Source organism: Streptomyces justiciae (assembly GCF_015163075.1).
Lineage (GTDB): Bacteria > Actinomycetota > Actinomycetes > Streptomycetales > Streptomycetaceae > Streptomyces > Streptomyces justiciae.
In genome coordinates, this window is record NZ_JADDXU010000009.1 from 277,379 (window position 1) to 295,010 (window position 17,632).

General features: G+C 72.2%; 15 protein-coding genes and 1 pseudogene. 4 read left to right on the forward strand and 12 right to left on the reverse strand.

Annotated features, from left to right (window positions below; translation table 11 throughout):
* Positions 1–88 precede the first annotated feature (88 nt).
* Together IQ210_RS25690 and IQ210_RS25695 are read right to left on the reverse strand one after the other, a co-directional pair.
* Positions 89–931 (reverse strand): helix-turn-helix domain-containing protein, encoded by an 843-nt coding sequence (locus IQ210_RS25690; protein ID WP_194081463.1) that lies wholly within the window; start codon positions 929–931, stop codon positions 89–91.
* Complete coding sequence (locus IQ210_RS25695) at positions 928–1,707, reverse strand: helix-turn-helix domain-containing protein (protein ID WP_194081464.1); 780 nt, start codon at positions 1,705–1,707, stop codon at positions 928–930. Before IQ210_RS25695 ends, IQ210_RS25690 begins: the two co-directional genes overlap by 4 nt.
* Before the next feature lie 308 nt (positions 1,708–2,015).
* Here IQ210_RS25695 and IQ210_RS25700 point away from each other — a divergent pair, with 308 nt between their 5' ends.
* On the forward strand, positions 2,016–2,597 hold the full coding sequence (locus IQ210_RS25700; protein WP_194081465.1) for a peptidoglycan-binding domain-containing protein: 582 nt from the start codon (positions 2,016–2,018) through the stop codon (positions 2,595–2,597).
* A gap of 69 nt (positions 2,598–2,666) precedes the next feature.
* Here the strand turns inward: IQ210_RS25700 and IQ210_RS25705 are convergent, their stop codons facing one another.
* Complete coding sequence (locus IQ210_RS25705; RefSeq protein ID WP_194081466.1) at positions 2,667–3,227, reverse strand: peptidoglycan-binding domain-containing protein; 561 nt, start codon at positions 3,225–3,227, stop codon at positions 2,667–2,669.
* Positions 3,228–3,287: 60 nt separating this feature from the next.
* On the opposite strand from IQ210_RS25705, the pseudogene IQ210_RS48510 reads away from it, so the two are divergent.
* Positions 3,288–3,671: pseudogene (locus tag IQ210_RS48510) on the forward strand (peptidoglycan-binding domain-containing protein); the annotation flags it as partial.
* A gap of 92 nt (positions 3,672–3,763) precedes the next feature.
* On the opposite strand, the gene purH reads toward IQ210_RS48510, so the two are convergent.
* On the reverse strand, positions 3,764–5,338 hold the full coding sequence (gene purH / locus IQ210_RS25715; RefSeq protein WP_194081467.1) for a bifunctional phosphoribosylaminoimidazolecarboxamide formyltransferase/IMP cyclohydrolase: 1,575 nt from the start codon (positions 5,336–5,338) through the stop codon (positions 3,764–3,766).
* Positions 5,335–5,973 carry a phosphoribosylglycinamide formyltransferase gene (gene purN / locus IQ210_RS25720; protein WP_194081468.1) on the reverse strand — a complete coding sequence of 213 codons (639 nt, stop codon included), beginning with the start codon at positions 5,971–5,973 and terminating at the stop codon, positions 5,335–5,337. Before purN ends, purH begins: the two co-directional genes overlap by 4 nt.
* Before the next feature lie 256 nt (positions 5,974–6,229).
* On the opposite strand from purN, the gene IQ210_RS25725 reads away from it, so the two are divergent.
* Entirely contained in the window at positions 6,230–7,030 is an 801-nt protein-coding gene (locus IQ210_RS25725) for a hypothetical protein (protein ID WP_194081469.1), read from the forward strand.
* 3 nt (positions 7,031–7,033) lie between these two features.
* Here IQ210_RS25725 and IQ210_RS47310 read toward each other — a convergent pair whose 3' ends face one another.
* On the reverse strand, positions 7,034–9,193 hold the full coding sequence (locus IQ210_RS47310; protein ID WP_228048313.1) for a cell division protein PerM: 2,160 nt from the start codon (positions 9,191–9,193) through the stop codon (positions 7,034–7,036).
* A 96-nt stretch (positions 9,194–9,289) separates the two neighbouring features.
* Here IQ210_RS47310 and IQ210_RS25735 point away from each other — a divergent pair, with 96 nt between their 5' ends.
* The gene (locus IQ210_RS25735; RefSeq protein ID WP_194081470.1) at positions 9,290–10,417 is read left to right on the forward strand and encodes a helix-turn-helix domain-containing protein; all 1,128 of its coding nucleotides are present in this window, start codon (positions 9,290–9,292) and stop codon (positions 10,415–10,417) included.
* Between the two features lie 89 nt (positions 10,418–10,506).
* On the opposite strand, the gene sucD is transcribed toward IQ210_RS25735, so the two are convergent.
* From sucD to IQ210_RS25765, 6 genes are all read right to left on the reverse strand, one after another.
* Positions 10,507–11,391 (reverse strand): succinate--CoA ligase subunit alpha, encoded by an 885-nt coding sequence (gene sucD, locus IQ210_RS25740; protein ID WP_194081471.1) that lies wholly within the window; start codon positions 11,389–11,391, stop codon positions 10,507–10,509.
* A 19-nt stretch (positions 11,392–11,410) separates the two neighbouring features.
* Positions 11,411–12,589, reverse strand: coding sequence for an ADP-forming succinate--CoA ligase subunit beta (gene sucC / locus IQ210_RS25745; protein ID WP_194081472.1), 1,179 nt, complete (start codon positions 12,587–12,589; stop codon positions 11,411–11,413).
* A 444-nt stretch (positions 12,590–13,033) separates the two neighbouring features.
* Positions 13,034–14,746, reverse strand: a complete 1,713-nt coding sequence (locus IQ210_RS25750) for a hypothetical protein (RefSeq protein ID WP_194081473.1) — start codon at positions 14,744–14,746, stop codon at positions 13,034–13,036.
* Between the two features lie 207 nt (positions 14,747–14,953).
* On the reverse strand, positions 14,954–16,006 hold the full coding sequence (locus IQ210_RS25755) for a hypothetical protein (protein ID WP_194081474.1): 1,053 nt from the start codon (positions 16,004–16,006) through the stop codon (positions 14,954–14,956).
* A gap of 178 nt (positions 16,007–16,184) precedes the next feature.
* Positions 16,185–17,351 carry a VWA domain-containing protein gene (locus tag IQ210_RS25760; protein WP_194081475.1) on the reverse strand — a complete coding sequence of 389 codons (1,167 nt, stop codon included), beginning with the start codon at positions 17,349–17,351 and terminating at the stop codon, positions 16,185–16,187.
* Entirely contained in the window at positions 17,348–17,632 is a 285-nt protein-coding gene (locus IQ210_RS25765; protein WP_194081476.1) for a hypothetical protein, read from the reverse strand. The genes IQ210_RS25760 and IQ210_RS25765 overlap by 4 nt, the downstream gene beginning before the upstream one ends.

The following is a 17,632-nucleotide window of genomic DNA, read 5'->3' on the forward strand; positions in this document are numbered from 1 at the left end:
CCGCTCAGCACGGCCGGGGCACCACCCGCAGAGCGGCGCACGAGCGGCGGCCGGGGAGCCGGTTTCGGCGGTGCGTGGCGTACGGCGGCTACGGCGGCGTGAGCGTGAAGCACCGCCGCTCGTCCCGCCGTACCAGACACGCCTGCACGCGGCCCAGTACGTCCTCCCGGGCCGCCGCCATCGTCGTGGAGACGCGGTAGGTCTCCTCCAGGCGGGTCTCGACCCGGCGGTGCTGCACTCGGACGCCGGGGACCACGATCTCCACCCGGTCGCCGAGGACGCCGCGGTCCAGACTGGCCCACACGGTGTCGCAGTACGGGGACCAGCGGGCCTTGACGAGCGTGTCGCCGTAGCGGTGTTCGCCGAGTTCGACCGGGGCACGGGTGGCCGTGGAACAGTCCAGGCTCTCCGCGCCCTTGCCGGTGCAGGAGGCGCCGTGGCAGCCGGGGCCGGCTTCGGAGGCGGTCGAGGCCGGCGGCACGACCGCCGGGGCCGTGTCGTCGTCGGGGCGTGACTGGAGGAACAGGGTTCCGGCGGCGAACACGGCCAGACCGGCGAGGAGCCAGGGGACGACGCGCGAGCGAGCGTTCGGTTCGGCGACCCCCTGCTCATCAGCGGCCTCCCCCGCCGACCTGTCCCCCTCGGCCCGGGGAGCGTCCCGCACCTCCGACCGGCCACGCCAGGCCGCCTCCGCCAACTCCCAGAGCGCGAGCGGGCGTTCCGGCTGCGCCCCGGCCAGCGCGCACAGCTGCTCCACCGCCTGCCGGGGCGACAGGGTCCGGCCGTTGAGGTAACGCTCCCAGGAGGACTTGCTGTACGGCGTGCGCGCCGCGAGGGCGGCCAGGCTCAGCCCCGTGGCGGACCGCAGTTCGCGGAGTGTCGCGGCGAGCCTCGCGCACTCGGGAGGCAACGGCCGCTCCCCAGCGCTCACTTGCGCAGCACCTTCCAGGTGTCCGGTCCGATGACCCCGTCCACCGCGATCTTCGCCTCGGTCTGCACCTGCCGTACCGCACGGTCGGTGTTGGTGCCGAAGGCGCCGTCCACGACGCCCGGCGAGGCGCCGTGCTGCTCCAGCAGGCACTGCGCCTCCACGACGGCCCAGCGGTAGGCGTTCTTGTCGAGGAGGGCGGTGCGGGTGCGGCTGTATCCCGCGTACAGCAGGCCGTCGTCGTCGCGCCGGACGTCGCACTCGTACGTCGTACCCGAGCTGTACTTGTAGACGCCGAGCTCGGGATGGACGTCACCGGCGGCCGGCCTCTCCGTGGCGGTGGCGGCCGGCGCGGACGGCGTGGAGTCCTCCCAGGGGGCGAGCAGCACCAGGCCGGCCAGCATCACCAGGGAGGTGGTGACGCTGGAGAGCAGAATGGCCGTCCAGGGCACGGGGGTTCGCGGCGCGGCGCCGATCGGCCGTACGGTCTCGACGCCCGCCTCCGCTTCCGCCTCCGCCGCGCCGGTCGTCGCCAGCTCCCGCAGCTCCAGCAGCGGCGCCGCCGCCACCTCGCAGACCTGGGCGAGCGCCTCGACGGCCTCTTCCGGCGGCAGCGCCCTGCCGTTCAGATACCGGTCCCAGGACGACTTCCCGAACCCGGTCCGGTGCGCGAGCGCCGCGATGCTCAGACCGCTGCGGTCCTTGTGCGCGCGCAGTTCCGCGACCAGGTGCCGCAGCCGTGGATCGAGCGACTCCGGCAGGTCCCTCCACCGTGACATGACCAACCCCCGTGTGTGTACGTGGACTTCACTCGCGTAAAGCCCAGGCAAAGGATGTCAGAGCCCGTCCCGGCGTCCCGCCCACACCTCAGCCGGCCCGGCATCACCGCAGGTCACGGCCATCCCCATCCCATGATCACCCCACTTCGCCGACCGCGCTGGAGCTTCGCCCGCGGTCCGGCACATGCTCGTTGTGGCACGGCGGCACCGGCGGACCACCCCCGCCCCGCCGCCGTGCCACGCAGCACAGCACGGAGAACTCGGTGCCGAGCACTCGGCACCGCAGTCAACGGGGAAGGAACCACACCATGAACTTCCGTACGACACGAGCCCGGCTGGCCACCGTCGCGGTGACCGGCGCGGTCGCCGGAGCGCTGGCCGTCAGCGCCTCGCCCGCCTCGGCGAGCGCGGGCAACGGCTATGTGAGCGGCGGCGGGTCGTTCTACGACGACTTCGGCGACGAGGGCACCCTGTCGACGTCGTCGCACTCGGACTCCAACGCCACCTGCTTCTGGCAGATCATCCTCTACGCCGAGGGTGTCAAGGAGAGCAACGGCACGCAGTTCGACCAGGCCGACATCGACGGCAGGTTCGGCGCCAACACCAAGTACGCCACCAAGCAGTTGCAGAAGGCCTGGGGGCTGACGCAGGACGGCGTCGTCGGCAAGAACACGTTCGGCGCGGCCGACGACAAGTGGAACGCGTCGACCAAGCTCGGCGAGCTGGAGTTCCGTGGCGCCGGCTCGACCTCGGCGACCAAGTCCAAGCTCCGCTACCACGGCTCCCGTTTCGTCTTCGACGTCTACCGGACGTCGGACGGCAAGTACCGCATCTACCACAACGGCCAGTGGCAGTACGCGAGCTACAAGAACAACAGCACTTGCGGCTGACCCGCGCCGCACAGCAGAGGGCCCGCCGGCGCGACCGGCGGGCCCTCGTCAGCCTCCCGCGCCCGGCACTCAGCTGCAGGTGCGGGTGTTGTACGAGGCGTGGTACAGCGTCTGGCCCTCGTACCAGCCGTAGTTCCCGCTAGTGGGCGCCCGCCTCACGTAGAAGCTGTGCGCGTCCCCCTCGTAGTGGAAGATCACCTCGCTGTTCACGTTCGAGGTGTTGCCCGAGTAGAGCACCAGGTTGTCGTCGGCCTTGCTGAAGGTGTTCGGGCCGACCAGGCCGTCGTCGTCCAGCCCCCAGCGCGCCTGGAGGTTCTTGGTCGCGTGGGTGGTGTTGGCCCCGAAGATGCCGTCGATGTCGGACTTGTCGTAGACACCGGTGTCGGATCCGGCACCCAACTCGTCGGCGCCCTCGGCCCAGAGGATGTACTGCCAGAAGCAGGCGACGTTGCTCCTGGCGTAGGACGACGCCGAGACGGTGCCCTCGGCGGCCCAGTCGTTCCTGAACTCGGCTCCGACGCCTCGGACATACCCCCAGGACGCCGAGGCGGAGGCCGGTGAGGCGCTGACGGTCAGCGTGGCGACGACGGCGGCGCCCATGCCCGCGGCGGCCAGACGTGCCCGCGTCATACGGAAGTTCATCGGGTTCTTCCCCCTTGGATTCCCCGGGATTTCCTCGGGCTCGCTCGGATGCCCTCGGAACGGACTGCGCGGCTTGCGCACGCCGATCGTCAGCGCCGTGGCCGGGCGGTGGAACCTCGAACTTTTCAGGATGGCGCCGGCTTCGGTGCGTGGTGCCATGACGTCGCATCGCCACCGACGGAGAGGAAACACCGTGAAGTTCCGTGTGCCCCGGGCCAGGGCGGGCATCGCCGCCGCAGCCGTACTGCTGTCCGGAGCGGGTCCATCTACAACTGCCAGTTGGCCAAGGGGAACACGGGCAGCGGCGTCACCCGGCTCCAGATCGCGCTGAACCTGTGCTACTCGGCCGGGCTCGACACGGACGGCATCTTCGGCGACCGGACACGCGAAGCGCTCATCGCGGCCCAGAAGAAGGCGTTCCCGAACGACTCCGGCGAATGGGACGGCATCTACGGCCCCCACACAGGGGACACGCAAGGGCCCGCCGGTGGATCACCGGCGGGCCCCGTCACACGCGTTGCGGCTCAGTGGAAGAAGTGCCGCGTCCCCGTGAAGTACATCGTCACGCCGGCCTTCTTCGCCGCCTCGACCACCAGCTCGTCGCGGACCGAACCACCCGGCTGGACAACGGCCTTGACGCCGGCCTCGACGAGGATCTCCAGGCCGTCCGGGAAGGGGAAGAACGCGTCGGAGGCCGCGTACGACCCCTGCGCGCGCTCGGCGCCCGCCCGCTCGACGGCCAGCTTCGCGGAGTCGACGCGGTTGACCTGGCCCATGCCGACGCCGACCGAGGCGCCGTCCTTGGCGAGGAGGATCGCGTTGGACTTGACCGCGCGGCAGGCCTTCCAGGCGAAGGCCAGCTCGGCGAGCTCGGCCGGGGACAGCGCCTCGCCCGTGGCCAGCGTCCAGTTCGCCGGGTCGTCGCCGTCCGCCTGGAGGCGGTCGGCGACCTGGAGGAGCACACCGCCGTCGACCGGCTTGACCTCGACCGGGTTGGCGGGCGCGCCCGCGGCTTTCAGCACCCGGATGTTCTTCTTCTTGGCGAGGGCCTCCAGGGCCCCCTCCTCGTAGTCCGGCGCCACGATGACCTCGGTGAAGATCTCCGCGACCTGCTCGGCCATCTCCTTGCTGACCGGCCGGTTCACGGCGATCACGCCGCCGAACGCCGACAGCGGGTCACACGCGTGCGCCTTGCGGTGCGCCTCGGCGACGTCCGCGCCGACCGCGATACCGCACGGGTTGGCGTGCTTGATGATCGCGACGGCCGGCTCGTCGTGGTCGTACGCGGCACGGCGGGCAGCGTCCGTGTCCGTGTAGTTGTTGTACGACATCTCCTTGCCGTGCAGCTGCTCGGCCTTGGCAAGACCGGCACCGGAGGCGTCCACGTACAGGGCGGCCGGCTGGTGCGGGTTCTCGCCGTAGCGGAGGGTGTTCTCGCGCTCCCAGGTGGCGCCGAGGAAGTCGGGGAACTGTGACTCGTCGACCGGCGCGTAGGAGGAGGCGAACCAGGAGGCGACGGCCACGTCGTACGACGCCGTGTGCTGGAAGGCCTCGGCGGCGAGCCGCTTGCGGGTGGTGAGGTCGAACCCGCCGTTCTGGACGGCGCTCAGGACGTCGGCGTACCGCGCGGGGCTGGTGACGACCGCGACCGAGGGGTGGTTCTTCGCCGCCGCGCGGACCATCGAGGGGCCGCCGATGTCGATCTGCTCGACGCACTCGTCGGGCGAGGCGCCGGAGGCGACCGTCTCGCGGAACGGGTAGAGGTTCACGACGACCAGGTCGAACGGCTCGACGCCCAGCTCGGCCAGCTGCCGCTGGTGGTCCTCCAGGCGCAGGTCGGCGAGGATGCCGGCGTGCACGCGCGGGTGCAGGGTCTTGACCCGGCCGTCCAGGCACTCGGGGAAGCCGGTGAGCTCCTCGACCTTGGTGACGGGGACGCCGGCGGCGGCGATCCGGCCCGCGGTGGATCCGGTGGAGACGAGTTCGACGCCGGCCTCGTGCAGCCCGCGGGCAAGCTCCTCGAGCCCGGTCTTGTCGTAGACGCTGACGAGCGCGCGACGGATGGCCCGCTTGCCGCTCTCGATGCTCTCGGCGGTCACTGGATAACTACCTTTCGTCCCTCAATGCGATAGCCGTTGCGGGCGAGCCGCCCCACGACCTCGACGAGCAGCCTTCGCTCGACTTCCTTGATGCGCTCGTGCAGAGCGTCTTCGTCGTCCTCGTCCCGGACCTCGACCACGCCCTGGGCGATGATCGGTCCGGTGTCGACGCCGTCGTCGACGAAGTGGACGGTGCAGCCGGTGACCCTGGCCCCGTACGCGAGCGCGTCACGGACGCCGTGGGCGCCGGGAAAACTGGGGAGAAGGGCGGGGTGGGTGTTGACGAACCGCCCGCCGAACCGCGCGAGGAACTCCTTGCCGACGATCTTCATGAACCCGGCGGAGACGACCAGGTCGGGCTCGTACGCGGCGACGGCCTCGGCGAGCGCGGCGTCCCACTCCTCGCGGCTCTCGAAGTCCTTGACGCGCGTGACGAAGGTCGGCAGCCCGGCGCGCTCGGCCCGGGCGAGCCCTTCGATGCCGGCGCGGTCGGCTCCGACGGCCACGATCTCGGCGCCGTAGGCCTCGGCGCCGGTCTCCGTGATGGCGTCGAGGAGCGCCTGGAGGTTGGTGCCGGAACCGGAGACCAGCACGACAAGGCGCTTAGCCACGAGGGGCCCTTTCTCGGGGGACATGCGGTATGTACGTTCGGTATGTACGTTCGTACGAATGCATCGCGCCCCGGGATACGGGGAAGTCTACGAAGCGGCCGAACGTCAGCAACGATACCGGCACTCCGGGCGGCCCCCACGGGACGGGGGCGTGGCCGGAAGGTAGCGTCTGGGAGGGCCCGACTCGGGAACGTGGTCGTCGTGCGGTGCGTTTCCGAAGTGAAGGCTCACATCAGCTCACGCCAGACAGCCGTATCACCTAGGGGAAGACGCTCACTTGATGCCGGACCGCAGCCTGCGACTCCTCACGCTCCCCCCGCAGTCGATGCAGGGAGGGGAGCGCCGCGGCGTGCTGCTGCGGGAGCGCCCCGCGTCCCCGCCCGACGCACCCTCGGACGACAAGCCCGACAGCAAGCCGGGCGGCGAGGGGCCGGACGCCGGGCGGGGAGGTTCCTCCGGGGACGACAACCCCTTCGCCCCGCCGCCGGAGGGCACGCCCGACCGGCCGTGGCAGCCGCGCCGCCCGAGCGGTGACTCCGACGGCGACTCCGGCTCCCCGTGGGGCAGCCAGTGGAGCGACCGCCAGCCCGGCCGGTCCTCCGGCGGCTTCGGCGACCGTCCCGGCAGCTCCGGCCCCGAGGGCGGCCAGGGCAGCGGCGGCGGCTCCGGCACCGGGATGCGCTGGGACCCGACCGACCCCACCCAGCGCCGGGCGCGGTACTCGCTGCTGAGCGGTATGTGGGCATTCTTCTTCGCGCTGTTCAGCTGGCCGTACGTCGCGCTGCTGCTCGGGGCGCTCGCCGTGTACTGGGGTGTCAGCGCCCTGCGCGCCAAGCCCCGCCCCGCCGACCCCGACACCCCGGCGCCGGACACGTCGGGCTCCCGACCCCAGACCACGGCGGCGATCAGCGGCCTGGTCACCGCGTCCCTGGCGATCGTCCTGGTCGGCGCGGGCTTCACGGCGCAGCTCGTCTACAGCGACTACTACACCTGCACGAACGACGCGCTCACCAACCAGGCGAAGCAGTCCTGCAGCGACCTGCTCCCGAAGGAACTCCGCGGAATCCTGGGCACAAGCTGACCCTCACTCCGTGTCGGACACCTCCCTGAGCACCGCCCAGCGCGCTTCACGGGAGGCGTCGTCGTGCCAGGGGGTGGGCGGCGTGGGGGTGGTGGACGGGTTCAGGTCCGGGGTGGCGGTCGAGTTCGGGGCAGGGACGGCGGTCGGGGTCGGGTTCGCGGGCTGGCTCGCGGCCGGGCTCGGGGCCGGACTCGCGCTCGGGCCGGCCGTCGGGCTCGCGATCGGATTCGCGGCCGGGCGGGGGTCGGCGGGCAGGAAGTCGTAGGGCTCGAAGGCTGCATCGTCGGCGTCGAGTTCGTACGGCGTGGAGGGCGCTGCGGCTGCTCGGCTCGCGCGCGGCTTGCGGGAGAACCAGCGGTTGGCGGAGCGCTTGGGGGCGGCCATCTCGAGGCCGGGGGCCATGTGGGCAGAGGCCTCGGCTGTGAGTGTCCCAGGGCCTGAGGTCATGGGAACGGACATCTCGGGATCGGAGGACCTCAAGGCTGCGCCCCGACCGGCGCTCTTCCGCCGTGAGAACCAACGCCTCGCGTGGGCTGCCGCCACCTCCGGCGCACCCCTAGCTCCCTCGAAGCCCGTCGACTCCCTGGCCCCCACCTCGACCGCCGACACCTCCCCCCGCGACCCACCACGCGAAACGGGCATCTCACCCCGCGCCCCACCCTGCGGCCCCGGCTCCTCTCCCCGCGCCTCAGCGGCCGTCGCCGCCCGCACCCGGCGCACCTTCCGCTCCCGGCACCGCCAAGCCCGCAGCCCCAGTGCCGTAGGGATCGCCATCGTCGCGGTCCACAGCAGTGCCGCCCCTGCCGTCAGCCACCAGACCGGCCCGAACCAGGCCAGCGCGGACACCCCGAGTGGTCCGCCCGCGAGTGCGGCGAGGACCGCGACCGAGGCCGCGCAGAGAGCGGCCGCGAGCCCGGCGGTACCGGCCGTCCGACCCCGCGACCAGACCGCAGGCTCCTGCCCCACCCGCACACCACCACCCCTGCCGTGCACTGCACCGGCCGTTCCGGCATCCGTCCCCGACAGGCGGCCGACCCCACTGACCTGCCGTGCCCCGGAGGCCTCAGCCCTGTCCCTACCCCCGTCGGCCCGCCCCCTCCGGCCTCTCCCCCCACTCGCCGCCCCCGCCACGAACCACCCCACCGTCACCCCGGCCACCACCGGCACCGCCCCCGCCGTCCAGTTCAGCCACGTCCCGGTGCCCGCCTCCGGCACCGCCGTCAGCAGGGGGAACGGTGGCAGCAGTGGCGCCGGTGCGGAGGAGAGGGGGCCCACCACATGGCCCGCGCCCAGTTCGAAGCCGGGGCCGAGGGCGTACGACAGGGACCAGACCGCCGCGTTGGGCACGAGCGCGACGCACAGCAGCAGTACGGCGAACCGTCCCGACCACCCCTCCGTCAACTGGAGGAAGGAGAGCCGCGCCGCGCCGCCGTGCCAGACCAGGGACGCCGCCAGCAGCAGCGCACCCCCACCCACCAGCAGAGCCACCCCGGCACCGGCCGCCCGCGCCGCCACCCCGAGCCGCTGCCCGGCATCCGGGCCGAGGACGAGACGGCGGACCGACGCCGGCAGCAGAAGCAGCACGCCGTCGACGGGGCCGCGCGGGCGGCCGTACGCCGTCCAGACGCCCGCGCCCGCCGCGACCGTCACCACGACCGGCACGCACACCGCCGTCCACACCCACGAAGGCCGCAACTCCCCGCCCGCCGCATACAACGCGGCCCCCGCCCCGACGCCGAGATAACCGAGAACCACCCCCGCGAACGCCGTCCACCCCGCCGCCCCGGCCGTGTCCTCCTCGTCGGCGACCGCGTCCCGCGCCGCCCGGTGCACCAGCCACACCGGCAGCACCAGCAGCAGCAACGGCGTCACCCCCACCGGCGCCGGCACCCCGGACAGCGTGTCCGTGCGGACCAGTTCCGCCCCGTGCGCGAGCAGCCACAGCGCCGCCGCGACATGCAGCGCACCACCCGGCCCGCTGTCCGGATACGGCGAACTGATCCACAGCACCATCACCAGCACGGCGAGCGAACCGAGCCCCAGCCCCGCCGCGAGCACCCCACTCAGAAGGCTCGCGGCCAGTCCGGGCGAACGGTCACGCAACCGGGTGAGCAGGGACGACAGGGGCGATCGGCGAACGGTCATCTGGATCACGACCGTCATGCTCCCAACGACACGCGCTTTCTCGTCGTAACAGGCGAACTCCTGCCGTGTCGCTCAATATACGACTATGTACTTTTTCGTACGAAGGGGCCCCCTGTGACCCAGAGCCCTGCAACCCCGCTCCCCCCGCCCAAGGAACGCCGACGCCTGCGCGAGGCCGGGTCCCTGACGCAGGCTCAGCTCGCCGAACGGGTGGGGGTCACCCGGGAGACGGTCCGCGCATGGGAGTCCGGCCGTACGAATCCACGCGGCCGCAAGCGGGAGGCGTACGCGAAGCTGCTGAGCACGTTGACCCAAGAGGAGCCGCCACCCACCGAGGTGACGGCACCTCAGTTCCACGAAGAACCACCCGGGGACCCCGAGCCCGAACCCGCGCCCGAACCCGAACCCGCGCCGGAGCTCGAACCCGCGGAAGCCGCCCCGGCCCCTCTGACGCCCGCTCAGGCCTTCGACGCCCTGTACGCGTTCTGCGCACCCGCCCTCGTACGGCAGGCCTATCTCCTCACCGGGCGCCGCGAACTCGCCCGCGAGTCCGTCGAGCGGGCCTTCCAACTCGCCTGGCAGCGCTGGCCGGAGGTGGCGGTCGACCGCGATCCTGCGGGCTGGGTGCGGGCCACGGCGTACGAGTACGCCCTCTCCCCCTGGCACCGCTTCCGCCCCCGCTACCGCAACCCGGAGGCCCCGCCCGCCGACGCCTCCGACCGCGCCCTGCTGGCCGCACTCCTGCGCCTGCCGCCACCGCAGCGCCGCACACTCGTACTGTACGACGGTGTCGGCCTCGACCTGCCGGAGACGGCGGCGGAGACGGAGGCGAGCACGCCGGCCGCGGCCGGGCGGCTGATGAACGCGCGCGAGGCGATCGCCGCGCACCTGCCGGACCTCTCCGACCCCACCGAACTCCACCGCCGCCTGACCGAACTCGCCGCCACGGAGCGCTTGCGCGCGGCGAAGCCGCCGGTGGTACGGACGGGCAGCGAACGCAGGGCCCGCTTCTGGACGAGGGCGGCGATCGCGTTCACGGTGGCGCTGATCGGCACGACGGCGCTGACGCTACGCACGGCACCGACGCATTACGAACCGCCGATCGCGCCGGGGGCGGAGATCCAGGGGGTGCCGGAGAGGGTTGCGCAGGGGCCGTTGTCGGCCGCGGAGGTGGAGTTGCGGGAGAAGCTGCGGGGCGAGATGACGAGCGGCCCGGTGAGACTGGCACCGCTGACCCGCTGACCCGCTGACCCGCTGACCCGCTCAAAGCGAAAACGCCGGTGGGCCCGACCCCACCCAGGGGAACGGGCCCACCAACCGTCAGATCAAACTCAGCCGGCGAGGATCTCGCGCGCCAGCTTCGCCGTCTCGGTCGGGGTCTTGCCGACCTTGACGCCCGCGGCCTCGAGGGCCTCCTTCTTCGCGGCAGCCGTGCCGGACGAGCCGGACACGATCGCGCCGGCGTGACCCATGGTCTTGCCCTCCGGCGCGGTGAAGCCCGCGACGTAGCCGACGACCGGCTTGGTCACGTTCTCCTTGATGAACGCGGCCGCGCGCTCCTCGGCGTCGCCACCGATCTCACCGATCATCACGATCAGGTCGGTGTCGGGGTCGGCCTCGAACGCGGCGAGCGCGTCGATGTGGGTCGTACCGATGACCGGGTCGCCACCGATGCCGACGGCGGAGGAGAAGCCGATGTCACGCAGCTCGTACATCATCTGGTACGTCAGCGTGCCGGACTTCGAGACCAGACCGATGCGGCCCGGCTTGGTGATGTCGCCCGGGATGATGCCGGCGTTCGACTGGCCCGGCGTGATGAGGCCGGGGCAGTTCGGGCCGATGATCCGGGTCTTGTTGCCCTTCGACACGGCGTAGGCGTAGAACGCCGCCGAGTCGTGGACCGCGATGCCCTCGGTGATGACGACGGCGAGCGGGATCTCGGCGTCGATCGCCTCGACGACCGCTGCCTTGGCGAAGGCCGGCGGTACGAAGAGGACGGACACGTTGGCGCCCGTCTTCTCGATCGCCTCGGCGACCGTGCCGAAGACCGGGATCTCGGTGCCGTCGATGTCGACCGACTGACCCGCCTTGCGGGGGTTCACGCCGCCGACGATGTTCGTGCCGTCCGCCAGCATGAGCTTGGTGTGCTTCATGCCCGTGGCACCGGTCATGCCCTGGACGATGACCTTGGAGTCCTTGTTGAGGAAGATAGCCATGGCTGTGTTCCCTCGTCCCTTACTTCGCAGCCGCGAGCTCGGCGGCCTTGTCGGCCGCGCCGTCCATGGTGTCCACGCGCTGGACCAGCGGGTGGTTGGCGTCGGAGAGGATCTTGCGACCCAGCTCGGCGTTGTTGCCGTCCAGGCGGACGACGAGGGGCTTGGTGACTTCCTCGCCCTTGTCCGCGAGCAGCTGGAGCGCCTGGACGATGCCGTTGGCGACCTCGTCACAGGCGGTGATGCCACCGAAGACGTTGACGAAGACCGACTTGACGTCGGGGTCGCCGAGGATGATCTCCAGGCCGTTCGCCATGACGGCGGCGGAGGCGCCACCACCGATGTCGAGGAAGTTGGCCGGCTTCACGCCACCGTGGTTCTCACCGGCGTACGCGACGACGTCCAGCGTCGACATGACCAGACCGGCACCGTTACCGATGATGCCGACCTCGCCGTCGAGCTTGACGTAGTTGAGGTTCTTCTCCTTGGCGGCGGCCTCGAGCGGGTTGGCCGCGTCCTTGTCCTGGAGGGCCTCGTGCTCCGGCTGACGGAACTCGGCGTTCTCGTCCAGGGAGACCTTGCCGTCCAGGGCGATGACGTCACCGGAGGCGACCTTGGCCAGCGGGTTGACCTCGACGAGGAGCGCGTCCTCCTCGATGAAGGTCTTCCACAGGGTGACCAGGACGTTCTCGACCTTGTCGGCGACCTCGGCCGGGAAGTTCGCGGCCTCGACGATCTGGCGCGCGACCTCGGGGGTCACACCCACGTTGGCGTCGATCGGCGTCTTGGCGACGGCCTCCGGACGGGTGGCCGCCACCTCCTCGATCTCCATGCCGCCCTCGACGGAGGCGATGGAGAGGAAGGTGCGGTTGGCACGGTCGAGGAGGAAGGAGACGTAGTACTCCTCCACGATCTCGGGGGCCGTCTCGGCGATCATCACCTTGTGGACCGTGTGGCCCTTGATGTCCATGCCGAGGATGTTGGTCGCGTGCTCGACCGCCTCGTCGGCGGTGGCGGCGAGCTTGACGCCACCGGCCTTGCCACGGCCGCCGACCTTCACCTGGGCCTTGACGACGGACTTGCCACCGAGACGCTCGGTGGCTGCGCGGGCCGCCTCAGGCGTGTCGATGACTTCACCGGCCAGCACCGGTACATCGTGCTTGGCGAAGAGGTCCCTCGCCTGGTACTCGAACAGGTCCACGCGCTTCCGTCCCTATCAGTGATCTCGCGGTTCGTTGGATGCGTGGGCGTGCCGCGATGGGCAACGTGACGTCCGCCGAGTGTCACAAGGGAGGCGCACACGGTGTCCGAGCGCGCGGCATGTCCGTCTCGCAGGTTATCGCTGCTTGCAGGGGGCCCCTAAATCGAGCGTCACACCTGAGCGGTGATACCTGTCACATGATGCCGCCCTCACTGGCACGGCGTGTCAGGTGTGAGGGACCGAGAGGGACATGAGGAAGGGCCTCACCGGGCTGGGGTTGACCCGGTGAGGCCCCCTGAGCAGCCCCTTAGGGGCGCGGAGCCGATGATCCCCACCCCAATGGGGACCGCCCGGCTCCGACCGCGAGGGGTCACGCCGGACGGACCGACGGCTTTCGGCCGTCCGGGCGTGCTGCCTCGCGGAGTCGGGTGGGGGTGGGGAGGGTCAGACGTCGTATCCGGGAGTGACGGACCGGCCGACCCCCTGGACGCCGGTGACGGCGTTCCCCGCGAGAGGGGTCACGCCGTCGACGGTGTGCCCGACGACGGGCACGACCCCGTCGACGGTCCCCCGCACGTCCCCCGTCACGCCGTACGCGAAGGGGGCGACGTCCTGGGTGACGCCGTACGCCAAGGTCTCGGCACTGCCGCCGACGCCCGCCACGACCGGCTGGACGAGCTCGACGACCGGCTGGACGGCACCGCTGACGCCGTACGCGAAGGGCGCCACGTCCTGGCTCACGCCCTCGGCCAGACCACCCGCGTGCCCGGCCACGCCGTACGCGAGCGGCGCCACCTCAGCGACGGTGTGCCGCACGTCCGCCGTCACGCCGTACGCCAGCGCCCCCGCGTCGACCACGGCCTGCTCCGCGACGGGGACGACCCCGCGCACGGCGGTGCCCACGACGGGCGGGAGCACGCTGCCGGTGACATCGGCACCGACCTGCCCGACGAGCCCGCCGGCGTACGGCGGAACGTCGCCGACAACGCCACCGGCGACCTGCCGGACACCGGCGACGGCACCGCCGGCGACCGGGGTGACGCCCTGGACCGCGCCGGTGGCGAGGCCCTGCGCATCGGCGGCGACGCCGTTCGCGACGGGCTGGACGTCGGCGACGACGCCGTACGCGAGCGCGGTGACCGCGTCGACGGCATGACCGGCGGTCCCACTCACCCCGGCGACGGCGTCGGTGGCGAGCGGGGCGACGCCCGCGACCGCGCCGGTGACGACGGGCGTGGCGCCGTGCACGACACCGGGGGCCACGGGCGCCACCCCGCCCACCGCCCGGTCGACGACCGGGGCAGCGCCGTGCACTGCGGCGGTGGCCAGCGGGGGGACGGCCGCGGCGGCGGTCTCGTCCACTACGGGGGTCAGGGTGGCGGGGAGAGCGGTGACGGTGCCGGTCGCGTTCCGGGCGGTGGCTGCGGCGCTGGTCGCGTGGGCCTCGGTGGCGGTGAGGGTGGCGTGCGCCGTGTCCGTCGTGGTGGACGTGGTGCGGCCTGCCGTCGCGACGACCTGCTGCGCCTTCGTCCGTACGACGCCGTCGATGCCCTGCGCCTGCGTGCGCGCCGCCGACTGGACGCCCTGGAGCTTGGTCTGGGCGCCGGCGAGGGCCCGCTCCAGCTCCGGGGCGAAGACGGCGAGGGGGCCGAAGAGGTAGTCGACGTCGTCCTGCGGGGTGCCCGCGTCGGAGACGGTGGTCCGCGCGGCGGCGACCGTCTCACCGGCCTTCTCCTGGGCCGTCGCGTCGAGCTGCGCCTGCGCGGCACGGGCGGCGCGGGCGGCCTTCGCGCCCTGGATGGCTGCGGCGCCCTTGATCTTGGTGGCCTTGGTGGCCTTGGAGGTGGTCGCGGTCTTGGCGGCCTCGGTTGCCTTGACCGCCTGGGTGGTCTCCGGGGTCGTGACCTTCGTGTCGGCGGGGGCCGTCTCCGTGGCCGTGTCGGTCACTGCGGAGACGACGCCGTCGACCGTGTCGGTCACGCCGGTCAGCGTGTTCGTGACGTCGGCCGTGACGCCCTCCGTGAGGTCCGTCGTCGTGTCCGACACGGAGAGGGAGGAGGCGGGCAGCTCGTCGGCGCTGGCTGCCGTGGAGCCGAGCGCCCACGCGCCGGTGACGCCGGCGGCTATGACGATGGAGCGGCGGATGTTCTTGTTCATGGGTACGTCAGGTCCTTGGGAACTGGGGGTCCGAAGCCCAGGAGGCAAGCAAGGGGTGCCGGTGCCGGTCTTGGGGCTCGGACGGTTTCGGACGGCTGGGGACATGTCCGGGGTCCGTCTCGTCTGGAGATGCGGAGGATTCCCGGGTGGTCGAAGCGACCTGTTCCACCCCGCGCCACACGTCGGCGGCAGGGGTGAGCGCCCGCCCTAAGCCGGGGAAACCGGAATGTCCCGGTGCCTGTCCCGGGTGCCGTCCGCGTCGGTGCCCACCACGCCGCCGGGCACGAGCCTCAGCGGGGCGCGGTCGTTCAGGGACACGGCGTGTGCGTCGCCGTGCCGCGGCGAACCGTTGTCCACGCCGGACCGGTTGGCCAGCGCCCCGCCCTGGTCACCCGTGGGCGCCGGATGCGCGGGGACGTACCCGCCCGACGTCGCGGCACGATGCCGGTCCGCCTTGGGGGCGGTACCCGTGACGGGGGAACCGTCGAGGGACGACGGACCGTAGTCACCGCCGACCCTGCTCGCCCTCGCCCTCGCCTTGTCGGAGCTGTTGGAGCCGGCGGAGTCCTGTCCGCCGGTCGAACCGTCCGCCGAGGAACCCGGCTGCGGCGTCGCCGTGACCGGCGCCGGCAACGTCTGCCCCGGCAACACCGGTACCACCGGCAGCCCAGGAGCCTCCGGCAGCACCGGGAACTCGGGCACGGCCGGGAAAGCCGGCAGGTTCGGCAACTGCGTCTGCGCCTCGGCCAGCTGCTCGGTGACCGTCTCCACGAGGTCCTCGACCGGCTGTACGACCTTGCCGTCCACGACCCCGCCGACCTGCTCGGTCACCGGGCGGAGCACCTTGTCCTCGACGGTGGTGTCCGTGAGATCGGGCAGCGGCGGTGCGGTCGCGTGGGCTTCGGGTGCGGGTGCGACCGCGCGGGCATCGGGTGCGGGTGCGGCCGGTTGCGCCTCGGGTGGCGGCGCGGTCGGGTGGGCGTCCGCCTCAGTCGGCGGTGTCACCAACCGTTCCACCGTGTCCCGCGTCAACGACTGGACGCCGTCCACCGGCACCACGGACGTCACCGGGGCCACCGACGCGACCCCATGGGACGTCACCGTCGGCACGCCCTCCGCCGCGCTCGCCCGTTCCCCGCAGAGGAACCCGAGCGCGAACAACCCGCCCACCAGCACGACCACTTGCAGCGCACGCCGCCCGGCCGCCGTGCGCAACACGCGCAGAGCGGCACCGGGCAGAGCGGCGGCTGACGAGGTCAAGAGGGGGTGGGTCCTCCCGTGCGGCGGAACACGTCATGCGTGACGAGCCACGCGTCGACGCGACGCTGAAGAGGCGTCGATACTCGCACGGGAGTACGGAGGTTCCGCAAGCCCTCCGTTACCGATGGGTAGTCATGTCCCTTTTGCTGCCCGAAGTCGCTGTCACCGGGTCGACAAATCACCCCTCCGGCACCGGAATCGGCCGCTTCTCGATCGCCGCCGCCATCACCTCCGGGAACAGGTCCGGCGTACAGGCGAAGGCCGGTGCGCCCAGCGCGGCGAGCGCGGCCGCGTGCTCCCTGTCGTAGGCCGGCGCCCCCTCGTCGGACAGCGCGAGCAGCGTCACGAACTGCACGCCCGACGCCTTCATCGCCGCGACCCGCTTGAGCATCTCGTTGCGTATGCCGCCCTCGTACAGATCGCTGATCAGCACGACCACCGTCTCCGCGGGCCGGGTGATCTGCGACTGGCAGTACGCGAGCGCCCGGTTGATGTCCGTACCGCCGCCGAGCTGGGTGCCGAAGAGGACGTCGACCGGGTCGTCGAGCTGGTCGGTGAGGTCGACGACCGCGGTGTCGAAGACGACGAGCCGGGTGTTGATCGACCGCATGGAGGCGAGCACCGCCCCGAACACGGACGCGTACACGACCGACGCCGCCATCGACCCCGACTGGTCGATGCAGAGGATGACCTCCTTCTTCACCGACTGCGAGGCCCGTCCGTAGCCGATGAGCCGCTCGGGCACGATCGTCCGGTACTCCGGCAGGTAGTGCTTGAGGTTGGCCGCGATCGTGCGGTTCCAGTCGATGTCCTGGTGCCGGGGCCGGTTGACGCGGGCGCTGCGGTCGAGGGCGCCGGTGAGGGTGGCCCTGGTCCGGGTGGCGAGCCGCTTCTCGAGGTCCTCGACGACCTTGCGCACGACCGCCCGTGCCGTCTCCTTCGTCGTCTCCGGCATCGCCTTGTTGAGCGAGAGCAGCGTGCCGACGAGGTGGACGTCGGCCTCCACCGCCTCCAGCATCTCTGGCTCCAGCAGCAGCGTGGCGAGGCCGAGCCGGTCGATGGCGTCGCGCTGCATCACCTGGACGACCGAGGACGGGAAGTACGTCCGGATGTCACCGAGCCAGCGCGCCACGGACGGCGCGGAGGCCCCGAGGCCCGCGGAACGGTCCCGCCCCGGCTGCTGCCCCTGCCGGTCCCCCTTCCCGTACAGCGCGGCCAGCGCCCCGTCCATCGCGGCGTCCCGCCCGCCGAGCGCACACCCGGTCCCGTCCGCGGCATCCCCACCCAGCACCAGCCGCCACCGGCGCAGCCGCTCCTGCGCCGGATCCAGCACGTCGCCGCTCATACGCCGACCCCCTCGAGAGACCGGGCCGTCGCCGGTCGTCGCGCGACCATGGACCACCCCGGCTCTTCCGGCTCCCCCAAGGGCCGCGCCCACAGCGGCATCACCCGCACGGCCGCCACCGCCGTCTCCGCTCCCGGCAGTTCCACCCCCGCCCACTCCTCTCCCGGAAGCTCCGCACCCGCCAACTCCGCACCCGCCAACTCCGCCCCCTGCCCGTCCGTCACCGCGCCCGCCCCCTCGATCCGCTCCCCCGACCCACTCAGCCCACGCAGCTCACTCAT

Coding starts and splice junctions, on each gene's coding strand:
- IQ210_RS47310 (WP_228048313.1), bottom strand. CDS start 9,193: ATGACGGTCGTGATCCAGATGACCGTTCGCCGATCGCCCCTGTCGTCC.
- purN (WP_194081468.1), bottom strand. CDS start 5,973: ATGTCCCCCGAGAAAGGGCCCCTCGTGGCTAAGCGCCTTGTCGTGCTG.
- IQ210_RS25725 (WP_194081469.1), top strand. CDS start 6,230: ATGCCGGACCGCAGCCTGCGACTCCTCACGCTCCCCCCGCAGTCGATG.
- IQ210_RS25695 (WP_194081464.1), bottom strand. CDS start 1,707: ATGTCACGGTGGAGGGACCTGCCGGAGTCGCTCGATCCACGGCTGCGG.
- IQ210_RS25705 (WP_194081466.1), bottom strand. CDS start 3,227: ATGACGCGGGCACGTCTGGCCGCCGCGGGCATGGGCGCCGCCGTCGTC.
- sucD (WP_194081471.1), bottom strand. CDS start 11,391: ATGGCTATCTTCCTCAACAAGGACTCCAAGGTCATCGTCCAGGGCATG.
- IQ210_RS25750 (WP_194081473.1), bottom strand. CDS start 14,746: ATGAACAAGAACATCCGCCGCTCCATCGTCATAGCCGCCGGCGTCACC.
- IQ210_RS25765 (WP_194081476.1), bottom strand. CDS start 17,632: ATGAGTGAGCTGCGTGGGCTGAGTGGGTCGGGGGAGCGGATCGAGGGG.
- IQ210_RS25700 (WP_194081465.1), top strand. CDS start 2,016: ATGAACTTCCGTACGACACGAGCCCGGCTGGCCACCGTCGCGGTGACC.
- IQ210_RS25760 (WP_194081475.1), bottom strand. CDS start 17,351: ATGAGCGGCGACGTGCTGGATCCGGCGCAGGAGCGGCTGCGCCGGTGG.